Below are 23,577 nucleotides of genomic sequence, written 5' to 3'. Positions count from 1 at the left end.
GTGTCCTACCTGCCTGAACCGGCGTAGGGCAGCAGCGCCATTTCGCGAGCGTTCTTAACGGCGCGGGCGATGAGACGCTGCTCCTGAACGGAAACACCGGTGATGCGACGGGCGCGGATCTTTCCACGCTCGGAGATGAACTTGCGGAGGGTGGGGACATCCTTGTAATCGATGACACCAACCCGGATCGACTTCGCGGGAGCGGCGTTCTTGCCACCCTTTGCACCGCGGAGCGGCTTGCGGCGGTCGCCGCTCGACTTTCCAGCCATGATTTCCTTACTTTCTAAAAGAAGTGTTTTTCAGCCGACAGCCTGAAAGGCTCGGCTTAGAAGGGTGTCTCGTCGCTGAAGTTTCCCGGAGTGTTCCAGACATCTCCGCCGGTGTTCGCGGCGGGGGCGCTGGCAGCCCAGGGCTCGTCGTTTCCGGCAACGGCAGGTGCGCCGCCGCCACGAGGAGAAGACGATGACTGCGCTCGAGTGAGCTGAGCGGTGGCGTATTTCAGCGAAGGACCGATTTCGTCGATCTCGAGCTCCATGCTCGTTCGCTTCTCGCCTTCCTTCGTCTCATACGAACGCTGCTTGAGACGCCCGGAAGCGATGACACGGGTACCCTTGGTCAGCGAACCAGCCACGTGCTCGGCGAATTCACGCCAAACGCTCGCGCGCAGGAAGAGCGACTCGCCATCTTTCCACTCACTGGTCGCGCGATCGAAATTGCGCGGAGTGGATGCGATGGTGAAGTTGGCAACCGCCAGCCCGTTCTGCGTGTAACGCAGCTCCGGATCGCTGGTGAGGTTGCCCACCACGGTAATTACGGTCTCGCCGGCCACGGGCTACTTGTCGCTTGCCTTGTCGGCGGACTCGACCGGGGCGGCGACAGCTTCTGCCGTGGCAGGAGCGTCGGCAGCCGGGGCTTCGACCTTGGCCGGAGCAGCCTTGACCGCGGCGGCAGCAGCTGCCGATGCGGGCTTCACGGACGCGGCGACCTTGGCGGTCGGGGCGGCAGCGGCGGCTTCAGCCTTCGCAGCGATTACCTTCGGGTTGGCTGCCTTGCGGGCGGCCTTCTCGGCGGCAAGCTTGCTTGCGACGGCAACCTGGGCGATGCCCTCTTCTGCGCGAAGAACCTTGGTGCGCATGACGGCTTCCGACAGCTTCAGCTGGCGGTCGAGCTCGGCCGTGGCAGAAGCGTTCGCGGTGAAGTCGACAATGGCGTAGATGCCTTCGGACTTCTTGTTGATCTCGTAGGCGAGACGGCGGCGACCCCAAACGTCAACCTTGTCAATGGTTCCACCATCGTTGCGAACAACGTTGAGGAACTTGTCAAGGCTGGGAGCTACGGTGCGCTCATCGATCTCGGGATCGAGGATAACCATCAACTCGTACTGATGCATGACTAACCCACCTCCTTCGGACTAAACGGCTGCAGAATCTCTGCAACAGGAGGGTTGTGCATGTGTCGAAAGCGGAGGCCGGGAATCCGGCGCACAGACAACCTGCCAAGACTACCGGAAGTGGCAGCCCTCCGCCACCACCCCCGCCCACGTACCCGTTTGGCACACTCTCTGCCGCGGCCGCCGCCGCCGCGAGAGTCGCCGAATGTGCCGATCATCGCCGCTCTACCGGCGATTCTGGGCACGACCGGCGACATTCGCTTCTCCGACAAGACGTTTCCCTGGTTCGGGACGCAACCCGGCGGCCAGAAGGAGCCTGTGCAGGCTCTCCCGGTGCAGCGCTACCGCCCAGATCCATCGCGCCATTCCGTGCCCGGTCCCGCGGAGCCGGTCCTCGCGGAGCTTTTCCGACCAAACGACTTCTTCAATGGTCCGCCCGCCCATGAAGGCATCCCTCGTGTATTTGACTTTGCCGTCGAATTCGCCGAGGAGGCGGAGCGTGCGGGTCTCCTGTTTCTGTACCCACCGGAAGTCCGTGATGTCTTCCTGCCTATCGTCGTGCACGAAGGAGACTTGCAGTTCAGGGGGCGGGAATCCGCACAGGTGAATCTGTCCCCGGCTGAGGGACTCGCCCACCGAACCCGAACGATTGTCGCAGAAGACAATGGCGATCCGAGCGGTTCGTGCCCCACGCGTGGGTCCGTCGGAGTCGAGTCGATCGAGCAGGCCGTCGCGGTCGATCCCGAACGCAGCCCGGCCATTCGGCAGGATGAACTGAGGTTTCGTTCCCAGATCGAGCGCGGCGACTGCTGACAGGAATCCCACCGTTCGCGCAATATCGATCAGGGTGCGCAGGAGACTCGTGACAAACATCCCATCGATCTCCACGACATCCTCGTCGGGCAGTCGGTCGTGGTGCCAGGTCACCCCGTTCTTCGAGTGCACGCCGGATTTACCGGCCGCCATGAGGTGGACCTCGTCAGGCCATCGTCCGATGATGGGCAGGCCCCACAGAACAGCAGCCGATTGGTGGGAATAAACGGGCTGAGACTTCCTGGTGGCCCCCACAGCGCGCATACGCAGGAAGTACCGATCCCGATCACTGATCGTGTCCCAGCCGGTCGCGTCGACGGTAACGCCACGCCGCAGGCGAACCGCTTGACCGGAGTCGACCAACCGCTGGACAGGGCGCCCATCGTTGCCGAGAAGCCGAGCGTCACGACCGAGGTGCAGTGGCCGCCAGTCATGCGAGGAGTCGGGATTCATGGCCCCATGCTGGTGGGGCGGCCCCCTTGCTCCGATCGCAATGGGGGCTCCTGTGGCCCAGATCGGCGGCGGACGACCTGTGGAGGGATAGTCCAACATCCGCTCGCGCAGTTCCACTGCTTCTCGAATGTCGCCGGTTCAACCGAGAGTCGCCACCCGCGTGGCTACTCTCGGCACAAACAGCGAGCGTCGTCGGAACAGCAGCGCCGAGGAGCCCGCAGAACACACCTACTGAGCGCGCTCGGCCCACCAGGCGGTCAAGCGGCGGGTGGCCTCGTCTTCGCCGAGCGGCCCGTCATCCAGCCTTTGCTCGAGCAGGTAGCGGTAGGCCTCGCCGACCTCGCGGCCCGGACCCACGCCGAGGACGGCCATGATCTGCTCACCGTCGAGATCGGGGCGCACCGCCGCCATCTCCTCCTGCTCGTTCAGCTCCTTGATGCGCTGTTCCAGGTCGTCGTAGGCGAAGCCGAGCCGGTCCGCCTTGCGGCGGTTGCGGGTGGTGACGTCCGCGCGGGTCAGGATGTGCAAGCGCTCCAGCTGGTCGCCGGCGTCCCGCACGTAGCGCCGCACCGCCGAGTCAGTCCAGGCACCCTCGGTGTAGCCGAAGAAGCGCAGGTGAAGCTCGATCAGGCGTGCCACGGCGGCGGTAGTCTCGTTGTCGAACCGCAGCGCCCGCAGCCGCTTCTTCGCCAGCTTCGCACCGACCAGGTCGTGGTGGTAGAAGCTGACCACGCCGCCCGGCTCGAGCTTGCGCGTCGCGGGCTTGCCGATGTCGTGCAGCAGCGCCGCCAGGCGCACGATCAGGTCGGGGCCGTCGAAGCCGCCGCGGGACCTCTCGTAGCCGATGGCCTGGTCCAGCACCGTCAGAGTGTGCTGATAGACATCCTTGTGGTGGTGGTGCTCGTCAACCTCGAGCCGTAGGGCGGGGATCTCCGGCAGCACCCGGGTGCAGAGACCGGAGTCCACCAGCAGCTCGATCCCGACATGCGGGTTGTCCGCGCGCAGCAGCTTCGTGAGCTCATCGCCGATGCGTTCGGCCGAGATGTTAAGGATGCGATCGGCCATCGCTTCCATCGCTTCCGCGGTGTCGACATGGAGGGAGAATCCGAGCTGGGCGGTGAACCGGGCCGCCCGCATCATGCGGAGAGGATCGTCGCCGAAGGAGATCTCCGGGGAGATCGGCGTGCGCAGAACGCCGGCCAGGAGGTCGTCGATGCCGTTCGCAGGGTCAACCAAAGTCAGCCCCGGCAGCCGCAGAGCCAACGCGTTCACCGTGAAATCACGGCGCAGCAGATCGTCCTCCAGGCGGTGGCCGAAGACGACTTCGGGTTTGCGCGTCTGACCGTCGTAGCTGTCAGAGCGGTAAGTCGTGATCTCCACCTTCTCGCCGGCGACCTGGGCCCCGATCGTGCCGAAAGCACGGCCGATGTCCCAGTGGGCATCCGAGATCGGCTTCACGATCTGCAGGATCTGGTCCGGCGTGGCATCGGTGGTGAAATCGAGGTCGTTGATCGGCCGGTCGAGGAAGGCGTCGCGGACCGGTCCGCCGACGAGGGCCAGTTCATACCCGGCCTTCAGGAACGCGGTCGCCAGGCGGGAAACGGTCGGGGTGGCAGCCAGGTCGCCCAGCCGCTTGAGGGCTGTCGCAACGCTCTGCATGCCTCCATGTTAGTTGCTGGACCTGCGTCGGCTGCCCCGGTGCGGCGTGATCCCGGCGTCGAAGCCGTAGAATCCCCTACATGGTGGCCGAGTCTGTTCTTAAGCATCGGCCCGCGCTCCCCGGAGCGATCCGCGGCGTCTGGTCACGCACGAGGAGGCCGCTCGGCGTCCTCCTGATCGGACTTCTGGCCGGGGCTGTGCCGGTCGCCGCCGCCGGTCTGCCCGCATCCGCATCCGTCACGGCGCCCGCTTTCACGGCCGCGCAGCCCCCCGCCGCCGTGTCCGCCAATGCGGTCACCCTGCACGTGGCCCCCACAACTCTGGAGCCCCTGAAGGCCGGCCAGGACCTGACCGTCACCGTCACCGTCCAGAACGCGACCCCGGACACCATCTCTCCCGGGACTATCGACCTTTTCCTCGCGGAGCGGGCCCTGATCAGCCGCAACGCCCTCAACAACTGGCTCGATCCCGAGAAGAACAGAAAATCCGGCGACCTCATGCTGAGCCAGCCCATGACCGCGTCCATCCAGCCGGACAGCACCGAGATCTTCACCATTGCGGTTCCGGCCGACGCCGTGGGCCTCACCAGCGGCAACGCCTGGGGAGCCCGCGGCATCGCGGCCACCCTGAGTACGGGCGACAGGGTTCGCGCCGAGGGCCGGGGCACCTTCGTCTGGTACTCCGATGAAGAGGTCACCCCCGTCAACGTGTCGCTGATCATGCCGATCACGGTCCCGGCTCAATCGGCCGGCCTGATCACGTCGAAGGCCCTCGAGACCTTCACGGCTCCGACCGGTGTTCTCAGCCGCCAGCTCGACGGCGTGGTCGGTCGAGCGGTCACCATCGCCATCGACCCGTTGATCATCGCCTCCATCCGAATCCTCGGCTCGGCGGCACCGCCCAGCGCGATCGCGTGGCTGAACCGGCTGGACCAGGCTCCGAACGATATATTCCCGCTCAGCTATGCAGATGCCGACCTCGCCCTGCAATCTCAGGCCGGAGCCGAGCTGCTGCTCACTCCGACCACGTTCGACCAGGCGATCGACCCGGCCCTGTTCACCCTGACGGACCAGGCGGGGTCACCGACCGCCGACCCCGGTACCCAGTCAGGGTCTGGAACGACCGTGCCCTCGGCGGACCCGGCCACACCACCGACCGACGGCACACCACCGTCCATGGAAGAGTTGCTCGCCTGGGAATATAGCGCCACAGACATCGGCTGGCCGACCGAGGGCGCCGTCGCGAATACCGACCTCGATCTCTTCACGGCCAGTGGCCTCACCACGACGATCCTCGGCGGTTCGAACGTATCCGGTGCTGCCGGTGACTTCACCCCCAACGCCCCCCTTGCTCTCGGTACCGGCAACGGGCTGGGCCTGGTCGTCGATGACCCTCTCGCTACCGCGCTGCGTACCGCCGCGTCCGCATCAACGGATGACGCGTGGCGAGAAGCCATGTCGCGGGTCAGCTCGCAGCTGGCGGTCGTCTCGGCCGAGCGTCCCGGAACCGCCCGCACCCTCCTGGCCACTTTCGCCCGCGGCTGGCCGCCCAGCGCGGACCGACTCACCGAGACCATCGACGCTCTGGCCGGGCTCCTGTGGTTCGCGCCGTCCACGCTGACGGAGCTGCGGGCATCCGTCCCCGCCGAAGACGTGGACTTCGACAGTCAGGCCGAACCGGCCGATCGCGTGGCCCTGGCCGGCCAACTCCTCAAGCGCGAGACCGCGGTCACCGCCTTCTCCTCAACGCTGTCCGACTCGGCCGTCGTCACAGGCACGCAGCGACTGGACCTGATGGCCCTCCTGTCCAACTCCTGGGCGAGCCAGAAGGCCGGCTGGATGGATGCCGTTGGCACCAGCCTGGCGGAATCCTCGACACTGCTGGGCTCCATCACGGTCGCAACCAAAGGTCCCATCAACGTGGTCGGCAGCCAGGTCGACATCCCGGTGACCCTGGACAACGCCCTGAACCAGGCGGTGACGGTGATGGTGCGGGTCGTCCCCTCCAACGGACGACTCCTGGTCGGCGACGCGGTGGAGTCCACCATCGAGGCCCAGTCCGCCCGCACCGTGACCATTCCGGTGACGGCCGCAGTGGGAAACGGAGCCGTTACCCTGCGCGTGACCCTGCTCACCCCGGCTGGAACGGTCATCTCGGAGCCGGCCCTCATTCCGATCAACGTGCGCGCGGACTGGGAGGGCCTCGGCTCCCTCCTCTTTGCCGCGTTCGTGGTTCTGTTCTTCGGCTTCGGCGTATGGCGCAACATCCTGCGCCGCCGGCGCGAACGCAGCGAACCGGTGATCGAGGACACGCCTGAAACAGACCCGGGAAGCGTCACGGAACCCGCCACCGGAGCCACCGAAGAACCCGAAGAACCCGAACCCATGCCCGCAGACGCGGCGCCCACCCCGCTGAGCCCCGCCAGTGCCTCAGACGCCCCGACGGAGCCCCGTGCCTAAGACCGACAGCATCGGCCGGGCGAGCGCGTTCCTGGCCTCCGGAACCATCGTTTCGCGCATCCTCGGCTTCGTGAAGCTGATCGTGCTCGCCGGAGTGATCGGCCAGGTCGGTCAGAGCACCAACGCTTTCGCCGTGGCGAATCAACTACCGAACACGATCTACGTCATCGTGGCCGGTGGTGTTCTGACGGCCGTCCTGGTGCCGCAGATCGTGCGCGCCAGCCTGCATGCCGACGGCGGCACGGCCTACATCAACAAGCTCCTCACGCTGTCCCTGGTCATCCTCGCCGCGACGACCATCGCAGCCACCGCACTCGCTCCCGTGCTGACCCTGCTCTACGGGTCCAACATGAAGCCGGAATCGCTGGCCCTCGCCACGGCGTTCGCGTTCTGGTGCCTGCCGCAGATTTTCTTCTACGGCCTCTACACAGTGCTGGGTGAGGTTCTCAACGCCCGCAAGTCCTTCGGACCGTTCACCTGGGTCCCCGTGCTCAACAACGTCGTTGCCATCGCGGGCCTGCTCATATTCTCCGCGCTCTACGGCGCCGACCCGAACGGCGCCCGGCTGGCCACCGAGTTCACGCCCGCGATGATAGCCGTGCTGGCCGGGAGCGCAACGCTGGGAGTCGTGCTGCAGGCGGTCGTGCTGTTCTATTTCTGGCACCGCATCGGCCTGCGCTTCCGCCCCGACTTCCGCTTCCGCGGCGTCGGTCTCGGTGTGGCGGGACGGATGGCGAGCTGGACCTTCGGGATGCTGCTGCTGACCACGCTGGCGGGCATAGTGGAGACGCGGGTGGTCACCCTCGCCGGCGACTCCGATGCCTCGGTTGCCGCGCTCAACACGGCCTGGCTCATCTTCATGCTTCCGCATTCGGTGATCACCGTGTCGGTCGCCACCGCCTACTTCACCCGGATGAGCGAGCACGCCTCAGTGGGGAAGCTGGCTCTGGTCAGAACGGATGCCTCCTCCGCCATCCGCGGCACCACCCTCATCATCGTGCTCGCGTCCGCCGTCATCGCCGTCTGCGCCTACCCGTTCGCCCGGGTCTTCGTCGCCCCGTACGACCAGGTGCAGAGCATCGGCAACGTCATCATCGCCTACGTGCTCGGCCTCGTTGCGTTCTGCGTCCTGTTCGTCGTGCAGCGCACCTTCTACGCACTCGGCGACACCCGCACGCCGTTTTTCTTCACCCTGTTCCAGGTGACGCTGGTCATCACCGGCGTGCTGGCCTGCGCACTCCTGCCGAGCGCCTGGATCGCCGCGGGCGTCGCACTCACGGTGACCGTGTCCGGCATCGCGCAGGCCCTGCTGGCCGCGTGGCTGCTGCGCGGGCGGCTGGGCGGCATCGACGGCCGGCGCATCCTGCGCAGCCTGGTCACGTACTCCGTCGCGGCCGTGCCGGCGATCACGGCCGGCGTTCTCCTCCTGCTCGCGCTCGGCGGCATCCAGGAGGCCGGATTCGCGCTGTCAGGGAAGCTCCCGGCCATCCTCTCCATGGTGATCATCGGCCTGGTCATGTCAGCTGTGTACGTCGGACTGCTGGTCCTCATGCGTACCAACGAGCTCCGCGGCTTCATCGACCCGCTGGTCGACCGCATCCGTCGCCGCTGATCAGTCCGTCGCTGATCAGTCCGTCGCTGATCGGTCCCCAGCCGGCACGGAATAGCATCCGATTAGGATGTGTTGTATTCGGCAGCGAGGCAATCGGGCTCGCTTCCCCCACAATCTGAAGGAGTTTACGCGTGCGTCAGATCATCATCATCGGCTCCGGACCGGCCGGTTTCACGGCCGCGATCTATGCCGCCCGGGCGAACCTGAAGCCGCTTCTGATCGCCAGTTCGGTCGAGGCCGGCGGCGAGCTGATGAACACGACCGAGGTGGAGAACTACCCGGGCTTCCCCGACGGTGTTCAGGGCCCCGAGCTGATGGCCAAGATGCAGGAGCAGGCCGAGCGGTTCGGCACCGAGGTCGTCTACGACGACGTCACCGAGCTCGAGTTGTCCGGCGACACCAAGACGATCACCCTGGGCAGCGGCGAGAAGCACGAAGCCCTCGCCGTGATCTTCGCCACCGGCTCCGCCTACCGCAAGCTCGGCCTGGACGACGAAGAGCGCCTGTCCGGCCGCGGCGTGTCCTGGTGCGCCACCTGCGACGGGTTCTTCTTCAAGGAGAAGACCATCGCCGTCATCGGCGGCGGCGACTCCGCCATGGAGGAGGCCACCTTCCTCACCCGCTTCGCCAGCAAGGTCTACGTCGTGCACCGGAAAGACACCCTGCGGGCCTCCAAAATCATGCAGGAGCGTGCGTTCGCCAACCCCAAGATCGAATTCGTCTGGAATTCCCAGGTGGTCGGCATCACGGGCACGGATGCCGTCGACGGCCTGGTCCTGCGCAACACCGTCTCAGGCGTCGAGACTTCGCTCCCCCTCGGCGGAATCTTCGTGGCCATCGGCAACGACCCGCGCACCCATCTCGTGCACGACAAACTCGACTTGACCCCCGAGGGCACCATCGCCGTCGCCGGCCGCAGCTCCAAAACCAGCCAGACCGGGGTTTTCGCCGCCGGTGACGTCATCGACCCTACCTACCGCCAGGCCGTGACCGCCGCAGCATCCGGAACCGTCGCTGCCCTCGACGCGGAACACTACCTGGCCTCGCTTCCCGAGGAACTGCTGGCCAGTGCCAGCGAACCCGCACTCGCGTAACCCGTAACCCGTAACCCGTAACCCGCACTCGCACTCGCGTAACCCGTAACCGAACCCACCACACCCCTCACTCAAGGAGTAACCACATGTCTGCACGCGCCGTCACTGACGTCACCTTCGACCAGGAAGTCATCAACAACGAGAAGACCGTGCTGGTGGACTTCTGGGCGGAATGGTGCGGCCCGTGTCGCGCCGTCAGCCCGATCCTCGACCAGATCGCCACCGAGAACGCCGACAAGCTCGACATCGTCAAGCTGAACGTCGACGACTTCCCGGCGCTGGCCGCCAAGTACCAGATCACCTCCATCCCGGCGATGAAGGTGTTCCAGAAGGGCGAGGTCGTCAAGACCGTCATCGGCGCCAAGCCCAAGGTTGCCCTCGAGAAGGATCTGGCCGCCTACCTGGCCTAAGCATCCCTGTCTCCGCGGAGGCCCTGACCCGCCCGGCTCACGCCGGGCGGGTTTTTCGGGATTCGGGACGGGTAGCACCGACCCCATACGATTGAACCCTGACCAGATCGGAAGTGACGTGACAGCGCAGCGCTCCCCCCAGACCGGCAACAACCTCGACCCGTGGTACCACCACTACGCCGAGCGGGCCGCAGGGTTGCGCGCCTCCGAGGTCAGGGCCCTCTTTGCCGTCGCCTCCCGCCCTGAAGTCGTCTCCTTGGCCGGCGGTATGCCCTTCGTGGCCGCCCTGCCGCCCGACCTGGTCATCAATGCCATGGACCGGGTGATGCGCCAGCAAGGCCCTGTGGCCCTCCAATACGGCTCCGGTCAGGGCGTTCCCGTTCTGCGGGAGCAGATCCTTGAGGTCATGGCGCTCGAAGGCATCCGTGCGCACGCCGATGATGTCGTCGTGACGACCGGGTCGCAGCATGCTCTCGAACTTGTCAGCAAGCTCTTCCTCGACCCCGGCGACGTGGTGCTCTCGGAGGGCCCCAGCTACGTCACCGCCATGGTCATCTTCAAGTCCTACCAGGCCGAGGTGGACCATGTGCCCATGGACGAGCACGGCCTGATCCCCGAGGCGCTCCGCCAGCACATCCAGCGTCTGCAGAACGCCGGCAAGACGATCAAGATCCTTTACACGATCCCGAACTTCCACAATCCGGCCGGGGTAACCCTCAGCTGGGCCCGTCGCCTCGAGATACTCGAGATCGCCCGGGCGAACGACATCCTGGTGCTGGAGGACAACCCCTACGGGTTGCTCTACTTCGACCAGCCGGCACCGGATGCGATGCGCTCGGTCGAGGACGACGGCGTCGTCTACCTGGGCACGTTTTCCAAGACCCTCGCTCCGGGCTTCCGGGTGGGTTGGGCCCTGGCACCGCACGCCATCCGGGAGAAGCTGGTGCTCGCCAATGAGGCCGCGGTGCTCTCCCCCAGCTCATTCAGTCAGCTGGTCATTTCCGAGTACCTGGCGACGGCCGATTGGAAGGGACAGATCAACACCTTCCGCGGGGTCTATCACGAGCGAAAGAACGCACTCCTGGGCGCCCTCGATGACTACCTGCCCGATCTCACCTGGACAAATCCCAACGGTGGCTTCTACGTCTGGGTCACTCTGCCGGAGGGTCTGGACTCGAAGGCCATGCTGCCGCGCGCGGTCAAGGAACTCGTGGCCTACACGCCGGGCACCGCCTTCTTCGCCGATGGGGACGGGCACCGCAATATGCGCCTCTCGTTCTGCTACCCCACTCCAGAGCACATCCGGGTCGGGGTCCGTCGTCTCGCGACCGTCCTCCGCGACGAGCTCGACCTGCTCGAGACCTTCGCCGGCACCGGTTCCCTGAACCCGCTGCGTGAAGACGGCCGCTTCAACTCCCCACCTCCCGACATTTCGTAGTTCGTCCCGCGCCATCCACACCAGCCAGAGCAAGGAAAATCCCTGATCATGAGCAATTTTTTGCCACTTGACATCGTTGTTCTTGCGGGTGGGATCTCGCACGAACGCGACATCTCACTGCGTTCCGGTCGCCGAGTGGCCGATGCCCTGACGAGCCTGGGCCACACCGTCACCGTGCTGGACCCGCAGTCCGGCCTGCTGTCCGATCTGACCGACCGAAAGCCCGACGTCATCTGGCCGGTCGTGCACGGGGCCACCGGTGAGGACGGCGCACTGCTGGACCTACTGGAGACCACCGGTATTCCTCACGTCGGCTCGCGCGGTGGCCCTGCCCGCCTCGCCTGGTCGAAGCCGATCGCCAAGGAGCTCGTGCGCCGGGCCGGGTACGCCACCCCCGACTCGATCGCCCTCTCCACCGAAACGTTCCGGGATCTCGGTGCCGCCAGTGTGCTCAAGCACCTTCTCAATGCCCTGCCCACGCCCCTCGTAGTGAAGCCGGCCGAGGGCGGCTCGGCGCAGGGCGTCAGCATCATCGACTCCCCCACCGGGCTGCCCCGCGCCATGGTCGACGCCTACACCTACGCCTCCGTCGCCCTGGTGGAGGAGAAGGTGGCAGGCACCGAACTTGCGGTCACCGTCATCGATATCGGAGACGGCCCCGTGGCCCTGCCCGCCGTGGAGATCGTGCCCATCGACGGTGTCTACAGCTTCGAGGCGCGGTACAACGCCGGTGACACGCTCTTCTACACGCCGGCCCGGATCCACGCCAAGATCGCAGACCTTGTCGCGGCGACCGCGGTCGCCATCCACGAGTTGCTCGGCCTGCGTCATCTCTCGCGGATAGATCTGATCGTGGACCCGGACGGTGTGCCGTGGTTTTTGGAAGCGAATGTGCTCCCCGGCCTGACCGAGACCTCACTGGTGCCCCAGTGCATCGAGGCTTCCGGCCAGTCACTCGGCGCCGTCTACGACGCCCTCGCCCGTGCGGCCATCGCCGACTCCTGATCCCTTTTCCGAGGCCATGTTTCACGTGAAACACGATCTAGCCTCGCACTGGTCGAGCGCGTCGAGCTCCCCCACCTAACACTTTGCGCTCGCCCCTACCGCCAGTCCGCCCGCCCGCCCGCTGGCCGAGCCACCGGTCGTCGATCCTGGCGAGACCCCACGCCCGCTCGAGCCGCCGGTGCACCGTCCCGCCAGTGCTCGGCCCCGCCGGTGCTCGGCCCCGCCGGTGCTCGGCCCCGCCGGTGCTCGGGCCACCGGTAGTCGAGCCTGTCGAGACTCCCACCCACACACACGCACCTCGGGCCACCGGTGGTCGAGCCTATCGAGACCCCCAAGCCCACAATTGCCGAGTACGTCCACTGCGTCGCATATCGCAGAACCTGTGGCGAAACCCACCACACTCCCATCCCACCTCCTTCCCACACGCCCCCAAGCCACAGACCTTCCCACAAATCCACACAACCTCAACGCCATGCCAGCATCAACGACATGCCCTATATGTACATCCTCGAATGCGCAGACAACTCCTACTACGTCGGCAGCACCTGGAACATCGAACGCCGCCTATCTCAACACAACGCCGGGGGCGCAGAGTACACGCGCACACGTCACCCAGTGCGCCTCCTCTACGTGGAGGAGTACCCGATGATCGAAGATGCGTTTGCGCGAGAGAATCAGGTTCAAGGATAGGGCCGCCGGAAGCGTCGGTCTCTCATGGAGGGGCGCACCGCGAAACTTCCTCAATTGAGCCGCACGGCGCGACCGAGGGATCCCAACACACAGAACATCACACAGGCCTGATCAATCGGTCTACTCATGAGATACGCACTTACCGCGCGCAAGCCGCCTGGACCATCGTGGGCACCCTCTCGAGCATTCGGACGACGACCCATGTCGCCTCCCCCACCGCCGACCGGCCGCGTTCAGGTGATGTATATCGACCCATCGTTTCACGTGAAACATTGTCAGCACTAGCCACGCGCATACCGCCTCACACCCACCACGCTCCGTTACGACGCATGAAATGCGGATGCCGATGCTGAATGGTCCCTCTCTCCCCCACCGATCTGGCCATTCCTATAGCCTGTTCCAATTCACCATTCTCGTAGCGATCGCAGCGGATCGATCTTTGCTGGCGAACCTGGGCCTCACTATCGGGCCGACATTCCGACAGTAAAGCGGAGATGTGTGTCCATTGACCGGGCGGGACGGAACTCTGCTCCAGAACGAATGTACCCGAGCGGCACGAATACATCCAGCGGGACCACACCACGCTCACCAGGCGATGGATTGCCGCTCATGAGCGACACGTCTCGCCTTTGTTTCACGTGAAACGACCACTCAGTGCAGTTCACCCAGAGTATCCCGCTACATTGCCCAGCACGAAGGACTGAACTGCACGGCAGTTTCGGTCTGTGAGCCTGGCCTGCCGACAAATCACCATCACGAGCACGAGCAGCCACCCGCGTCACAGCCGGGCGGCGGCGTAGCCAACAGGGCGCGCCCCTATAGACGGCTTTCGAGAATGGAGGCCAGTCAACCATTACGTCACAGTAGCTAGGTGAGGTTTTGGAGAGTGTCACGCTCAGCGCTAATGCGCCCGCACTGTGTCGAGTCGCGCATGCCTAGGGCAAAAGCTCGATGATGTTTCATGTGAAACGCATACTTGCAGCCCGTACGGTCCCGACAAGTTCGATCACAGGCAGGCGTGACGTACAGCTCGTCCAGACAAGTTCGATCACCGGGCGGCGTGACGTACAGCTCGTCCAGATAAAATTGACCACCGCAGGAGTAACGCTCAGCCGGCCTCGAGAAGCCCGACTAGCGCAGGAGGATTCAGAGCGGGTCACGACGGGCTCGTGAACTGAAATGGTGGCGGGCGACCGTGACATGTCGCCGATACATGTGCGTTTCCGCAGTTGAGAGCCGCATATTCGCACGAGCTGCGACCCATGCAGGTGGGTCGTCGAGCCCCGGGCGGACCTGGTTCGGATCGGCCTTCGACGCCCGCACTGAACTCTGAACACGGCCGGACCTGCGCCAGCGACATCACCCCGAAATCACTCGATGCTTGGACCCCCGGAATCTACTTCCGGCTCGGGGGCGCGGGAAAGCATCGCGTCCTCTGAATAAAGAGTATCGAGAGGAACGACCACCGCAGTTGATCTCACAGATCTCAGCCCGAACGGACTGCAGGCCCATGAGATCGAGTCCCAACAGACTCGAACAGCACGGGCGGGATGCAACTATATGAACCGGGGCCGGCAGGAGCGCGCTGGGCGAGCCTGTCGATACCCCGAAACCCCGAGACCTCAGCATCGTGCGCATCACGGAAACTGACCTGGTTGCAAGAGGTGTCCGGTGGGTGGCAAATGATCGCCACTTCGGACTAATCGTCTCGGCCCGAGGTCTGCACTCGGAATTCGATGTGTGGCGACGGTTGAGGGTGACCCCACCCAGATTGCGGAGAATTTCGCTTCAAAAAGGGCCGAATTTAGGAATTCCGGCCAGCCGCACTGAGGCTTAGGATGCGTCCTGACGACGTCTAATTAGCTGCTTTTCGTCGTATTCCGACAGGTGGAATCGATGATGACGTCAATCCCCTCCTGGCTTCAAAATGAAAGTGGCAATGCGGCGACGCGTAAGACTACTTGCGAGATAGTAAGTAGCGGGTCTCGACAGGCCCGACCACCGAGACAAGGGATGCGACTGGGCTCAGGACACTAGTGTCTCGACAAGGTCGCCCGGCCGAACCGTGAATTTCGACTGCCTCGACCACCGGGGTTTGACCATTCGGGGAGAAGATCCGGTCGAACATCGCGACCCCGCCCAACAATGTTTCACGTGAAACACGGGTCTGGAGGCGGTGCCAGGGTGTTCAGGCTCGACCACCGGGCTGCCGGGTGGCAGTGCTGTGCACGGTTGAGTTAGCTGGCTCCGAAGCCGGGCTCGCCGATCACACCGAGGATCCGATTCAAGTCACTAATCGTGGCAAAATCAACCTTGATCTGGCCTTTTCTTGCCCCGAGATGGATCTTCACGCGGGTATCGAGACGATCGCCGAGGCGCTCGGCAATCTCGTCGAGGTGTCCCTGTCGACGTCCACCGGTCGGCCTGACCGGCGCGACACGCGGCTGGGTCGAGGCCGCGGCCTCCGCCGCGCGAACGGAGAGATCCTCGTCAACGATCTTGTCGGCCAGCTTGAGCATGCCCGCCTGATCGCCAACGGAAAGAATCGCCCGGGCATGCCCGGCTGACAGTACGCCCGCGGCGACGCGCAGCTGCACGGCATCGGGGAGCTTCAACAGACGGATGGTGTTCGTGATCTGCGGCCGCGACCGTCCGATCTTCAGCGCCAGTTCCTCCTGGGTGATGCCGAAGTCAGCCAGCAGCTGCTGATAGGCCGACGCCTCTTCCAGCGGGTTGAGCTGGGCGCGGTGCAGGTTCTCCAGGAGCGCATCACGCAACATGTCGACATCCGCTGTTTCACGGATGATCGCCGGAATAGTGTCGAGGCCGGCGACCTTGGTAGCGCGGAGCCGACGCTCCCCCATCACCAGTTCGTACTTACCTGGCTGCTCCACGATTGATCGCACCACGATGGGCTGCAGGACACCGACTTCCTGGATGCTGTGCACCAGCTCGGCTAGGTCGGACTCGTCGAAGTTGTTCCGCGGTTGAACGTGGTTCGGCACGATGTCGCTGGGATTGAGGTGAGCCAGGCGCGCACCGGGAACCGGGAGCAGTCCACCGGTCTCGTTCGGGCGCACCGAATCGGCGTAGGGGAAGAACACGTCGACTGGACGTGCCTGTGTCGGGTCGTCCTGAATGGGGATGAGTGCACCGATCCCTCGGCCGAGGCCAGTCCGCTTAGCAGCCATTAGAGCTCAACTCCTGTCTTGGGGGCGCCTCGGCGGGCGATCTCTGCTGCCGCTTCGAGGTATGAGAGCGAACCGGCCGAGTTGAGATCGTAACTGATGACGCTCTGACCGTAGCTCGGAGCCTCGGAAACGCGCACAGAGCGGGGAATGAGGGTGTTCAGCACCTGTTTGGGAAAGTGCTCACGCACGTCCTGGGCCACGTGATTGGCCAGATTGGTGCGGCTGTCATACATCGTGAGCAGGATCGTGGAGACCGCGAGATCCGGATTCAGGTGCTTCTCGATCAACTCAATGTTCTTCAGTAGCTGGCTGAGCCCCTCAAGAGCGTAGTACTCGCATTGAATCGGAATCAGAACCTCGCGGGCGGCGACGAACGCATTGATCGTAAGGAGCCCCAGAGACGGCGGGCAGTCGATGAAGACATAATCATACGGGTCATCCATCGACTTGAGGTGCTGTTCCAGGGCGCGATTGAGACGCTGCTCACGGGCAACCAGGGAGACCAATTCGATTTCCGCACCCGCAAGGTGAATGGTGGCCGGCACACAGAACAACGAGCCGAACTCCGGGCTGGCCTGGACAACACCCGCCATCTCCAGGTCGTTGACTATCACGTCGTACACGCTGAGGGTCTCGGCGCGGTGCTCGACGCCCAGCGCCGTGGAGGCGTTCCCCTGAGGGTCCAGGTCGATCACCAGAACGCGCGCGCCCTGCCGTGCCAACGCTGCCGCCAGGTTGACCGCAGTCGTGGTCTTGCCGACGCCGCCCTTTTGGTTGGATATGGTGATGACGCGTGTCTTCTCCGGCTTCGGCAGCTTGTCGGAGGCGATACGCTGTCGACGCCGCGTCAGGTCGGAGATCTCACGGGCAAGCGGAGTCGTGTCATCAAACACCGCAGTCGATTTGCTTGATTGCTGGTCTTCGCCAGGTTGTTTCACGTGAAACCTTCGCGTTCGACGATGGATGAGCCATCCCGCAGGGACTCCGGTTGTGCCTCAGCACCGACCGAAAGCAGACACCGGAGACTAATCCACTGTAGCCCTTATGACCCGCGTCACATCGTTCAGCACACCCTCGCCGAGGGTGATCACCTGGACATTGTTGAGCCGAAACTTACGGATGGCCTTCGCTGCGGCCTCGACCTCCGCCGGGGCCCCGGCACCCTTCATCAAAACCAGCTCTCCACCCGGCTTCAGAAGCGGCGCCGTCAGCGGGATCAGCGTGCGGAATGCACTCACCGCACGGGCGGTGACCTGGTCGAGGCGGTTGGGCAGCCGCACATCTTCCGCGCGCGCCCTGAGCACCGTGGCGTTGGTGAGTCCGAGTGCAGCCACTTGACCGGTGAGCCAGGCGACCCTGCGTTCCATGGGCTCGATGAGCACGAAGGTGACGTCCGGCCGGGTGATCGCCAGCACCAGGCCGGGAAGTCCTGCACCCGAGCCGACGTCGCCGACGAGCCCCGGCCGAAGCAGCGGCGCCACGATCGCACAATTGAGGATATGTCGACTCCATAGGCGCGGAAGCTCAAGGGGCCCGATCAGTCCCAGCTCCTCACCCTGAGCGGCCAGGTTCCCCACGAACGCGCGCGCGACGTCGATCCTGTCCCCAAAAAGCTCCGCGGCAACGGCAGGCTCCGCCTCAAGCGTTTCAGTCACGGTAATCCGAGGTTCTAAGCGGCGGAGATGACCGTGTGACGGTCTCGGCCCTCGCCCTGGGATTCGGAAACGAAGCCCGCTTCGGACACCAGGTCGTGCACGAGTTTGCGCTCGTAGGAGGACATGGCCGGCAGAGCCGCCTCGGCGGCACCGCCCTGAATGCGTTCCACGGCACGCGCCACCAATGAGGCCAGCTCTGCCTGTCGGGCGTCGCGCGAGCCCCCGATGTCCAAGATCAACCGGGAGAAGGAACCGGTCTTGCTCTGCACGGCAAGACGCGTCAGCTCCTGAAGAGCGTTGACCGTGTCCGGCTTGGAGAGCAGGCGCAGGTTCGCGATATCGGAAGAGTTGACGGACAGGTAGGCCCGTCCGTTGCGCGCGTCAATGTCGATGTCCCCGTCAAGGTCGCAGATGTCGAGGAATTCCTCGATGTAATCCGCGGCGATGTCGCCCTCCTGCTCGAGCTGGTCGAGCGTGGGGGAATCGTCCGCCGGACCAGGTGCGGCGATCACGTCAGTGTTCTCAGTCACGTTGGGTCTCTTCTATTTTTTGGGGCCGGATTGCTTCTTGGCACGGTTCTTTGCGACCGGCTGTTGACGTTGAGGCTTCTTGGGCTCGTCAACCACAATCACGTCACCATCCGTGGCGATGAGCTTACCCTTGCGGGCCAGACGCTCTTCGCGGGCCTTGGCGGCCTCACTGCCGGGCGTAGGCATGTTCCTGATGACCAGGAACTGCTGGATCATCGTCCAGATATTCGAGGTGAGCCAGTAGAACATGACGCCGAGGGGGAAGGCCACCCCGGAGAAGGCGAAAACGAGAGGCAACAGGTAGAGCATGATGCGCTGCTGCTTGAACATGGGGCTGGCCTTGGTCTCCGGCGACATGTTCTTGGAGACGATCTGCAGCTGCGTGATGAATTGTGAGGCGGTCATCAGAATCACCATGACGGCCGCAATCCACATTACGACGGCATTGAAGTCCTGACCAGCAACCATTTTCGTCCACTGGGAGGCAAACGAATCGTGCAGCGGCGCGTCCCCGAAGAGGGTGGCGTTGCCGAAGCTCTTTGCAAGAGAGTCGTTGAGCGGGCCGACCCCCGCCTGGCTGCGCTGTGCGTCGTTGAGTACCGAGAACAGGGCGAAGAAGATCGGCATCTGCAGTAGCAGGGGCAGGCAGGAGCTCAGCGGATTCGTGCCCGTGCGCTTGTAGAGGTCCATGGTCTCGCGGGACATGGCCTCACGCGAGAACTGGTCCTTCTTGCCCTTGTACTTGTCCTGGATCTTCTTGAGCTGAGGGGCAACCTCCAGCATCTTGCGTTGGCTCTTGATCTGCCGCACGAAGATGGGGATCAGTGCGGCCCGCACGACGATCACGAGACCGACGATGGACAGCACCCATGTCAGGCCGGCGTCGTAGTCCATCCCCAAGACGGAGAAGAGTGAGTGGAATGCGACGAGCAGTGCCTCGACGACCCATTTCAACGGCCAGAGAATCGTACCTAGGAGGTCCATCTTTGCGTCAGCCCTTTCCGTGGCTCGCTGCGATAACAAAACCAAACGGCGTCAGGGCGTATCGACGCTTCCGTTTGAGGGGAACGTCATCAATCCCGCCTTCGGCCCACGGATGGCATCGGCCCAGCCGGAGCGCGGCCCGGACCGATCCAACGACAAGGCCGTATTCCTGCACGGCGCCGAGTGCATACGCCGAACAGGAAGGATAATACCGGCAGACATCACCGTAGAGCGGGGAAATCACGGCCCTGTAGGCACGCAGTACGAGTACCCCCGCATTGCGCGGGAGGAGTAGCAGCACCGTCAAGAATGTGATCATCATTCATCGATCCAATCGGACCGTTGCCTGGGCCTTTCCAGCACCGGAGGAACGTGAGGTGCGCTGAAATCTCTCCAGCGCCTCGGACAACTCTGCGTGCAGAGTCGACCACGGTGCATCCGTCGCCGACGGCAGGGCGCGGATGACAACATCCGTACCCGGCCGCGTGACAGGGAGCAATGCGAAACTCACCGCCTTCAAACGACGTCGGACCCGATTGCGCCTCACAGCATCGCCCACATTTTTCGCCACGATGAACCCGAACCGCGCCGAATCCCCATCGGGGTTCCGCCGCAGGTAGGTCACCAAGTGCGGGCCGACGACTCGCGCACCCCGGCGCACGACAAACTTGTAGTCGTCACCGGTGGTGATGCGATTGGTCCCCGCGAGCACGAGAGTGCTTAGGCGGAGAGTTCGATGCGACCCTTGCGACGGCGAGCACCGAGAATCGCGCGGCCGGCACGGGTCTTCATGCGAAGGCGGAAGCCGTGCACTTTGGCGCGACGGCGATTGTTCGGCTGAAACGTTCTCTTGCTCATTGTTTTGTCTCCACGTGTTAAATCTCCGTAGGCCAAACTGAGCGGCCGGGAAAGAGTGAGGTAGCCCTCGGGCTGGGGTCAACTGATTAAAACTACGGCTTTGGCAGGTGTGGGTCAAACTCGACCTCCCAAAATCGTTGGTTGTACACACAATTTGACCCAGCTCGGGCATCGACACGCGCACGAAATGCAAACGAATTTGTCCGTACTGGCGGTGATTGACTACCGTGAGGACAAGTTATCCACAGGTTTTCAACAAACCCTGTGAATTGGGGCTTATTTGCCCACAGGCGGTGGATAACCTTGTGGATGCTTTGGCTGGATCACGCGTTCAGAGACGAGCCCAGTCCTCGATCTCCGTCGTTGTAGAAGGCAACAATGAGAGAAAAGCGGAGAAAACCATGGCCACCGAAGAACAGCCCATTACGGAGACCTGGCGGTCGGTACTGACCAGCCTGGAATCCGACGACAGCATCACACCAATGCTGTACGGCTTTCTCAACCTGGTCGAGCCCAAGGGAATCGCTGCCGGAACGTTCTACCTCGAGGTGCCCAACGAGTTCACGGCGAGCATGCTCAACCAGCGCATGCGAGTGCCGCTGCTCACCGCAATGGGCCACCTGGACGAGGCCTCCGCGGTATCCACCTTCTATGTGGTCGTCAATCCCGAGCTGGAGAAGGAATCCATCCGGCCGGTGCACGAGTCGAGTTCTCCCCCCGATGTGGAAACCCCGGCCGCCCCGCAGTCGGTTTTCGAGAGCAGTTCGCCCGAACGGCCCCATGACACCCGATTGAACTCGAAGTACAGCTTTGACAACTTCGTGATCGGCCAGTCCAATCGTTTCGCGCACGCCGCCGCGGTCGCTGTGGCCGAGGCGCCGGCAAAGGCCTACAATCCTCTCTTCGTGTACGGATCATCCGGCCTCGGCAAAACCCACCTCCTGCATGCCATCGGTCATTACGCGATGAGCCTGTACCCCGGCATCCGGGTTCGCTATGTCAGTTCCGAGGAATTCACCAACGACTTCATCAACTCGATCGCGAACAACCGCGGTTCCGCGTTCCAGTCCCGCTACCGCAACATCGACATCCTGATGATCGACGACATCCAGTTCCTGCAGGGCAAGGCGGAGACGCAGGAAGCCTTCTTCCACACCTTCAACACCCTGCATGATCACAACAAACAGGTGGTCATCACCAGTGACCTGCCGCCCAAGCACCTCACCGGTTTTGAGGACCGCATGCGGTCACGGTTCGAGTGGGGCCTCATCACGGATGTCCAGGCACCCGACCTGGAGACGCGCATCGCCATCCTGCGCAAGAAAGCGCAGAGCGAAAAGCTCCAGGTTCCGCACGACATCCTGGAATTCATGGCTTCGAAGGTCTCCTCGAACATCCGCGAACTCGAAGGAACCCTGATCCGGGTGACCGCCTTCGCCAGCCTCAACCGAACGCCCGTTGACATGGACCTGGTGCAAACGGTGTTGAAGGACCTGATCACCCTCGACGAGGACAATGTGATCGCGCCGGTGGACATCATCACCAACACCGCCGACTACTTCAAGCTCTCCGTGGACGACCTCTACGGGTCGTCCCGATCGCAGGCCATCGCCACGGCACGCCAGATCGCCATGTACCTGTGCCGCGAGCTGACCAATCTCTCCCTGCCCAAGATCGGCCAATTGTTCGGCAACCGGGATCACACCACGGTGATGTACGCGAACAAGAAGATCAGCGAGCTGATGAAGGAACGCCGGTCGATCTACAACCAGGTAACCGAGCTCACGAACCGCATCAAGCAGAATCACCGCTACAAATAGCGGTTTTTCTTCAGTTTTCACACCTGTGGATAACCCTGTGGAAATTGTTTACACAACTGGGCACAACCTGTAGAAACTCGGCTCGAGGTTGTGCAAACTCTCTCGGACCCGACGCGGGCACGTCACCGAAGGGCGATTAACGCTCACAGGCTGCCAACAAGTTACAAGTTTGTAGTTCCCAATTGTTGAGCGGGATCCGCAAAGTTATCCACAGTTTCCACACCGGTTAAGAAGATTAACAATTAACTTCTATCTCTCTCCATCCGACAACCTTTAGTGCCGGGCGGTTGCAAAAAGTTGCTCCGTGAAACACGACTACCATTGAGGCCGTATCCAGGTCTCTAACCGAACAGGAGTGACTTCGTGAGATTTCAGGCCAACCGGGACGTCTTCAGTGAAGCCGTCTCTTTCGCTGTCAAGCTCCTCCCCCAGCGCACAACGCTGCCCATTTTGAGTGGTGTGCTGATCGAGGCGACGGCCACCGGGCTGATCCTCTCGTCGTTCGACTACGAGGTCTCGGCACAAACCGAGATAGCCGCCGACGTCGAAGAAATCGGCAAAGTGCTCGTCTCCGGACGACTCCTGGCCGACATCGCCAGCCGAATGCCAAACGCACCGGTGCGCTTCTCGACCAATGAATCCCGGATCACGGTCAGCTGCGGCAGCGCAAGCTTCACCCTGCTGTCCATGCCGGTTGAGGAATACCCGAGCATTCCGCAGGTCAGCGCACAGTCCGGTCTCGTCCCGGCCGAGGAATTCTCTGCTGCCGTCGCCCAGGTAGCCGTAGCCGCCTCCCGTGACGACGTCACGCCCGTGATCACCGGTGTTCAGCTCCAGATCACCGAGAACAGCCTCAGCCTCGTGGCCACGGACCGCTACCGCGTCGCCGTTCGCGACATCGATTGGGACAAGGGCAGCACGACGTCCACCGCCACCATCACCGCCCTGGTACCTGCCCGCACCCTGCAGGAAGTCGGCAAGACGTTCGGCCACAGTGGCACGATTTCCATCGCGATCACCAACACCGACGACCGTGAGCTCATCGCGTTCACCGCCGATAAGAAAACCGTTACTTCTTTGTTGATCAAGGGCAACTACCCCCCCGTTCGACGCCTGTTCCCTGAGAACGTGGATAACTACGCCGTCATGAACACCGCGGACCTGATCGAGGCGACCCGCCGAGTACAGCTGGTCCTCGAGCGCGAGGCGGCCCTGCGGTTCACCTTCACCGCCGACGGACTTACTCTCGAAGCCGTCGGCTCGGAGCAGGCGCAGGCCTCCGAGACCATCGACGCGATCCTGTCCGGCACGGACACTGTCGTTTCGTTGAAACCCCAGTTTTTGCTCGACGGGCTCGGTGCGGTGCATTCGGAATTCGTACGGATCTCGTTCACGAAGACCGAGAATCCCAATAAGCCGGGTCCGGTCCTGATCACCAGCCAGACGTCACGGGATCAGCCGGGTGCCGACAGCTACAAGTACCTGCTCCAGCCCAACCTGCTGTTGCGCTAGAGAA

The 23,577-nt window shown here is 63.5% G+C and carries 21 protein-coding genes and 1 pseudogene; 9 read left to right on the top strand and 13 right to left on the bottom strand.

The window, feature by feature from the left end; translation table 11 throughout:
* Positions 1-5: 5 nt before the first annotated feature.
* The 5 genes and pseudogenes from rpsR to E3T28_RS03375 all read right to left on the bottom strand — a co-directional run bounded on the left by rpsR (position 6) and on the right by E3T28_RS03375 (position 4,315).
* Positions 6-269, bottom strand: coding sequence for a 30S ribosomal protein S18 (gene rpsR / locus E3T28_RS03395; RefSeq protein WP_035835236.1), 264 nt, complete (start codon positions 267-269; stop codon positions 6-8).
* A gap of 56 nt (positions 270-325) precedes the next feature.
* Complete coding sequence (locus tag E3T28_RS03390) at positions 326-829, bottom strand: single-stranded DNA-binding protein (protein ID WP_134427958.1); 504 nt, start codon at positions 827-829, stop codon at positions 326-328.
* A 192-nt stretch (positions 830-1,021) separates the two neighbouring features.
* A pseudogene (gene rpsF / locus E3T28_RS17625) lies at positions 1,022-1,390 on the bottom strand (30S ribosomal protein S6); the annotation flags it as partial.
* A gap of 225 nt (positions 1,391-1,615) precedes the next feature.
* Entirely contained in the window at positions 1,616-2,656 is a 1,041-nt protein-coding gene (locus E3T28_RS03380; protein WP_134427954.1) for a hypothetical protein, read from the bottom strand.
* A 228-nt stretch (positions 2,657-2,884) separates the two neighbouring features.
* Positions 2,885-4,315: a CCA tRNA nucleotidyltransferase gene (locus E3T28_RS03375; RefSeq protein WP_134427952.1), complete on the bottom strand. Its 1,431-nt coding sequence runs from the start codon at positions 4,313-4,315 to the stop codon at positions 2,885-2,887.
* An 80-nt stretch (positions 4,316-4,395) separates the two neighbouring features.
* Between E3T28_RS03375 and E3T28_RS03370 the strand changes: the two genes are divergently transcribed.
* The 7 genes from E3T28_RS03370 to E3T28_RS03340 all read left to right on the top strand — a co-directional run bounded on the left by E3T28_RS03370 (position 4,396) and on the right by E3T28_RS03340 (position 13,023).
* A complete protein-coding gene (locus E3T28_RS03370; protein WP_134427950.1) occupies positions 4,396-6,774 on the top strand; it encodes a DUF6049 family protein in 2,379 nt (792 codons plus the stop codon).
* Positions 6,767-8,386 (top strand): murein biosynthesis integral membrane protein MurJ, encoded by a 1,620-nt coding sequence (murJ, locus tag E3T28_RS03365; protein WP_134427948.1) that lies wholly within the window; start codon positions 6,767-6,769, stop codon positions 8,384-8,386. The genes E3T28_RS03370 and murJ overlap by 8 nt, the downstream gene beginning before the upstream one ends.
* A gap of 131 nt (positions 8,387-8,517) precedes the next feature.
* The gene (gene trxB / locus E3T28_RS03360; RefSeq protein WP_134427947.1) at positions 8,518-9,480 is read left to right on the top strand and encodes a thioredoxin-disulfide reductase; all 963 of its coding nucleotides are present in this window, start codon (positions 8,518-8,520) and stop codon (positions 9,478-9,480) included.
* Positions 9,481-9,566: 86 nt separating this feature from the next.
* A complete protein-coding gene (trxA, locus tag E3T28_RS03355) occupies positions 9,567-9,890 on the top strand; it encodes a thioredoxin (protein ID WP_134427945.1) in 324 nt (107 codons plus the stop codon).
* 118 nt (positions 9,891-10,008) lie between these two features.
* Complete coding sequence (locus E3T28_RS03350) at positions 10,009-11,328, top strand: aminotransferase-like domain-containing protein (RefSeq protein ID WP_134427943.1); 1,320 nt, start codon at positions 10,009-10,011, stop codon at positions 11,326-11,328.
* Between the two features lie 48 nt (positions 11,329-11,376).
* On the top strand, positions 11,377-12,333 hold the full coding sequence (locus E3T28_RS03345; RefSeq protein ID WP_134427941.1) for a D-alanine--D-alanine ligase family protein: 957 nt from the start codon (positions 11,377-11,379) through the stop codon (positions 12,331-12,333).
* 489 nt (positions 12,334-12,822) lie between these two features.
* A complete protein-coding gene (locus tag E3T28_RS03340) occupies positions 12,823-13,023 on the top strand; it encodes a GIY-YIG nuclease family protein (protein WP_134427939.1) in 201 nt (66 codons plus the stop codon).
* Positions 13,024-15,260: 2,237 nt separating this feature from the next.
* Here E3T28_RS03340 and E3T28_RS03335 read toward each other — a convergent pair.
* From E3T28_RS03335 to rpmH, 8 genes are all read right to left on the bottom strand, one after another.
* The gene (locus tag E3T28_RS03335; RefSeq protein ID WP_134427937.1) at positions 15,261-16,214 is read right to left on the bottom strand and encodes a ParB/RepB/Spo0J family partition protein; all 954 of its coding nucleotides are present in this window, start codon (positions 16,212-16,214) and stop codon (positions 15,261-15,263) included.
* On the bottom strand, positions 16,214-17,152 hold the full coding sequence (locus tag E3T28_RS03330) for a ParA family protein (protein WP_277613355.1): 939 nt from the start codon (positions 17,150-17,152) through the stop codon (positions 16,214-16,216). Before E3T28_RS03330 ends, E3T28_RS03335 begins: the two co-directional genes overlap by 1 nt.
* Positions 17,153-17,239: 87 nt before the next feature.
* A complete protein-coding gene (rsmG, locus tag E3T28_RS03325) occupies positions 17,240-17,875 on the bottom strand; it encodes a 16S rRNA (guanine(527)-N(7))-methyltransferase RsmG (protein ID WP_420898256.1) in 636 nt (211 codons plus the stop codon).
* Between the two features lie 8 nt (positions 17,876-17,883).
* Positions 17,884-18,399 (bottom strand): Jag family protein, encoded by a 516-nt coding sequence (locus E3T28_RS03320; RefSeq protein ID WP_134427933.1) that lies wholly within the window; start codon positions 18,397-18,399, stop codon positions 17,884-17,886.
* Between the two features lie 12 nt (positions 18,400-18,411).
* A complete protein-coding gene (yidC, locus tag E3T28_RS03315; protein WP_134427931.1) occupies positions 18,412-19,383 on the bottom strand; it encodes a membrane protein insertase YidC in 972 nt (323 codons plus the stop codon).
* Positions 19,384-19,390: 7 nt separating this feature from the next.
* Complete coding sequence (yidD, locus tag E3T28_RS03310; protein ID WP_134428043.1) at positions 19,391-19,702, bottom strand: membrane protein insertion efficiency factor YidD; 312 nt, start codon at positions 19,700-19,702, stop codon at positions 19,391-19,393.
* Positions 19,703-19,705: 3 nt separating this feature from the next.
* Positions 19,706-20,095 carry a ribonuclease P protein component gene (gene rnpA, locus E3T28_RS03305; RefSeq protein ID WP_134427929.1) on the bottom strand — a complete coding sequence of 130 codons (390 nt, stop codon included), beginning with the start codon at positions 20,093-20,095 and terminating at the stop codon, positions 19,706-19,708.
* 8 nt (positions 20,096-20,103) lie between these two features.
* A complete protein-coding gene (gene rpmH / locus E3T28_RS03300) occupies positions 20,104-20,241 on the bottom strand; it encodes a 50S ribosomal protein L34 (RefSeq protein WP_104100646.1) in 138 nt (45 codons plus the stop codon).
* Between the two features lie 401 nt (positions 20,242-20,642).
* On the opposite strand from rpmH, the gene dnaA reads away from it, so the two are divergent.
* Both dnaA and dnaN read left to right on the top strand, forming a co-directional pair.
* A complete protein-coding gene (dnaA, locus tag E3T28_RS03295) occupies positions 20,643-22,061 on the top strand; it encodes a chromosomal replication initiator protein DnaA (protein ID WP_104100645.1) in 1,419 nt (472 codons plus the stop codon).
* Positions 22,062-22,424: 363 nt separating this feature from the next.
* Positions 22,425-23,573 carry a DNA polymerase III subunit beta gene (dnaN, locus tag E3T28_RS03290; protein WP_134427927.1) on the top strand — a complete coding sequence of 383 codons (1,149 nt, stop codon included), beginning with the start codon at positions 22,425-22,427 and terminating at the stop codon, positions 23,571-23,573.
* The last annotated feature ends 4 nt before the right edge of the window (positions 23,574-23,577 follow it).

The organism is Cryobacterium sinapicolor (genome assembly GCF_004403465.1).
Lineage (GTDB): Bacteria > Actinomycetota > Actinomycetes > Actinomycetales > Microbacteriaceae > Cryobacterium > Cryobacterium sinapicolor.
The sequence above is the reverse complement of the archived record's forward strand: the minus strand, read 5'-3'. Positions and strand labels throughout refer to the sequence as shown.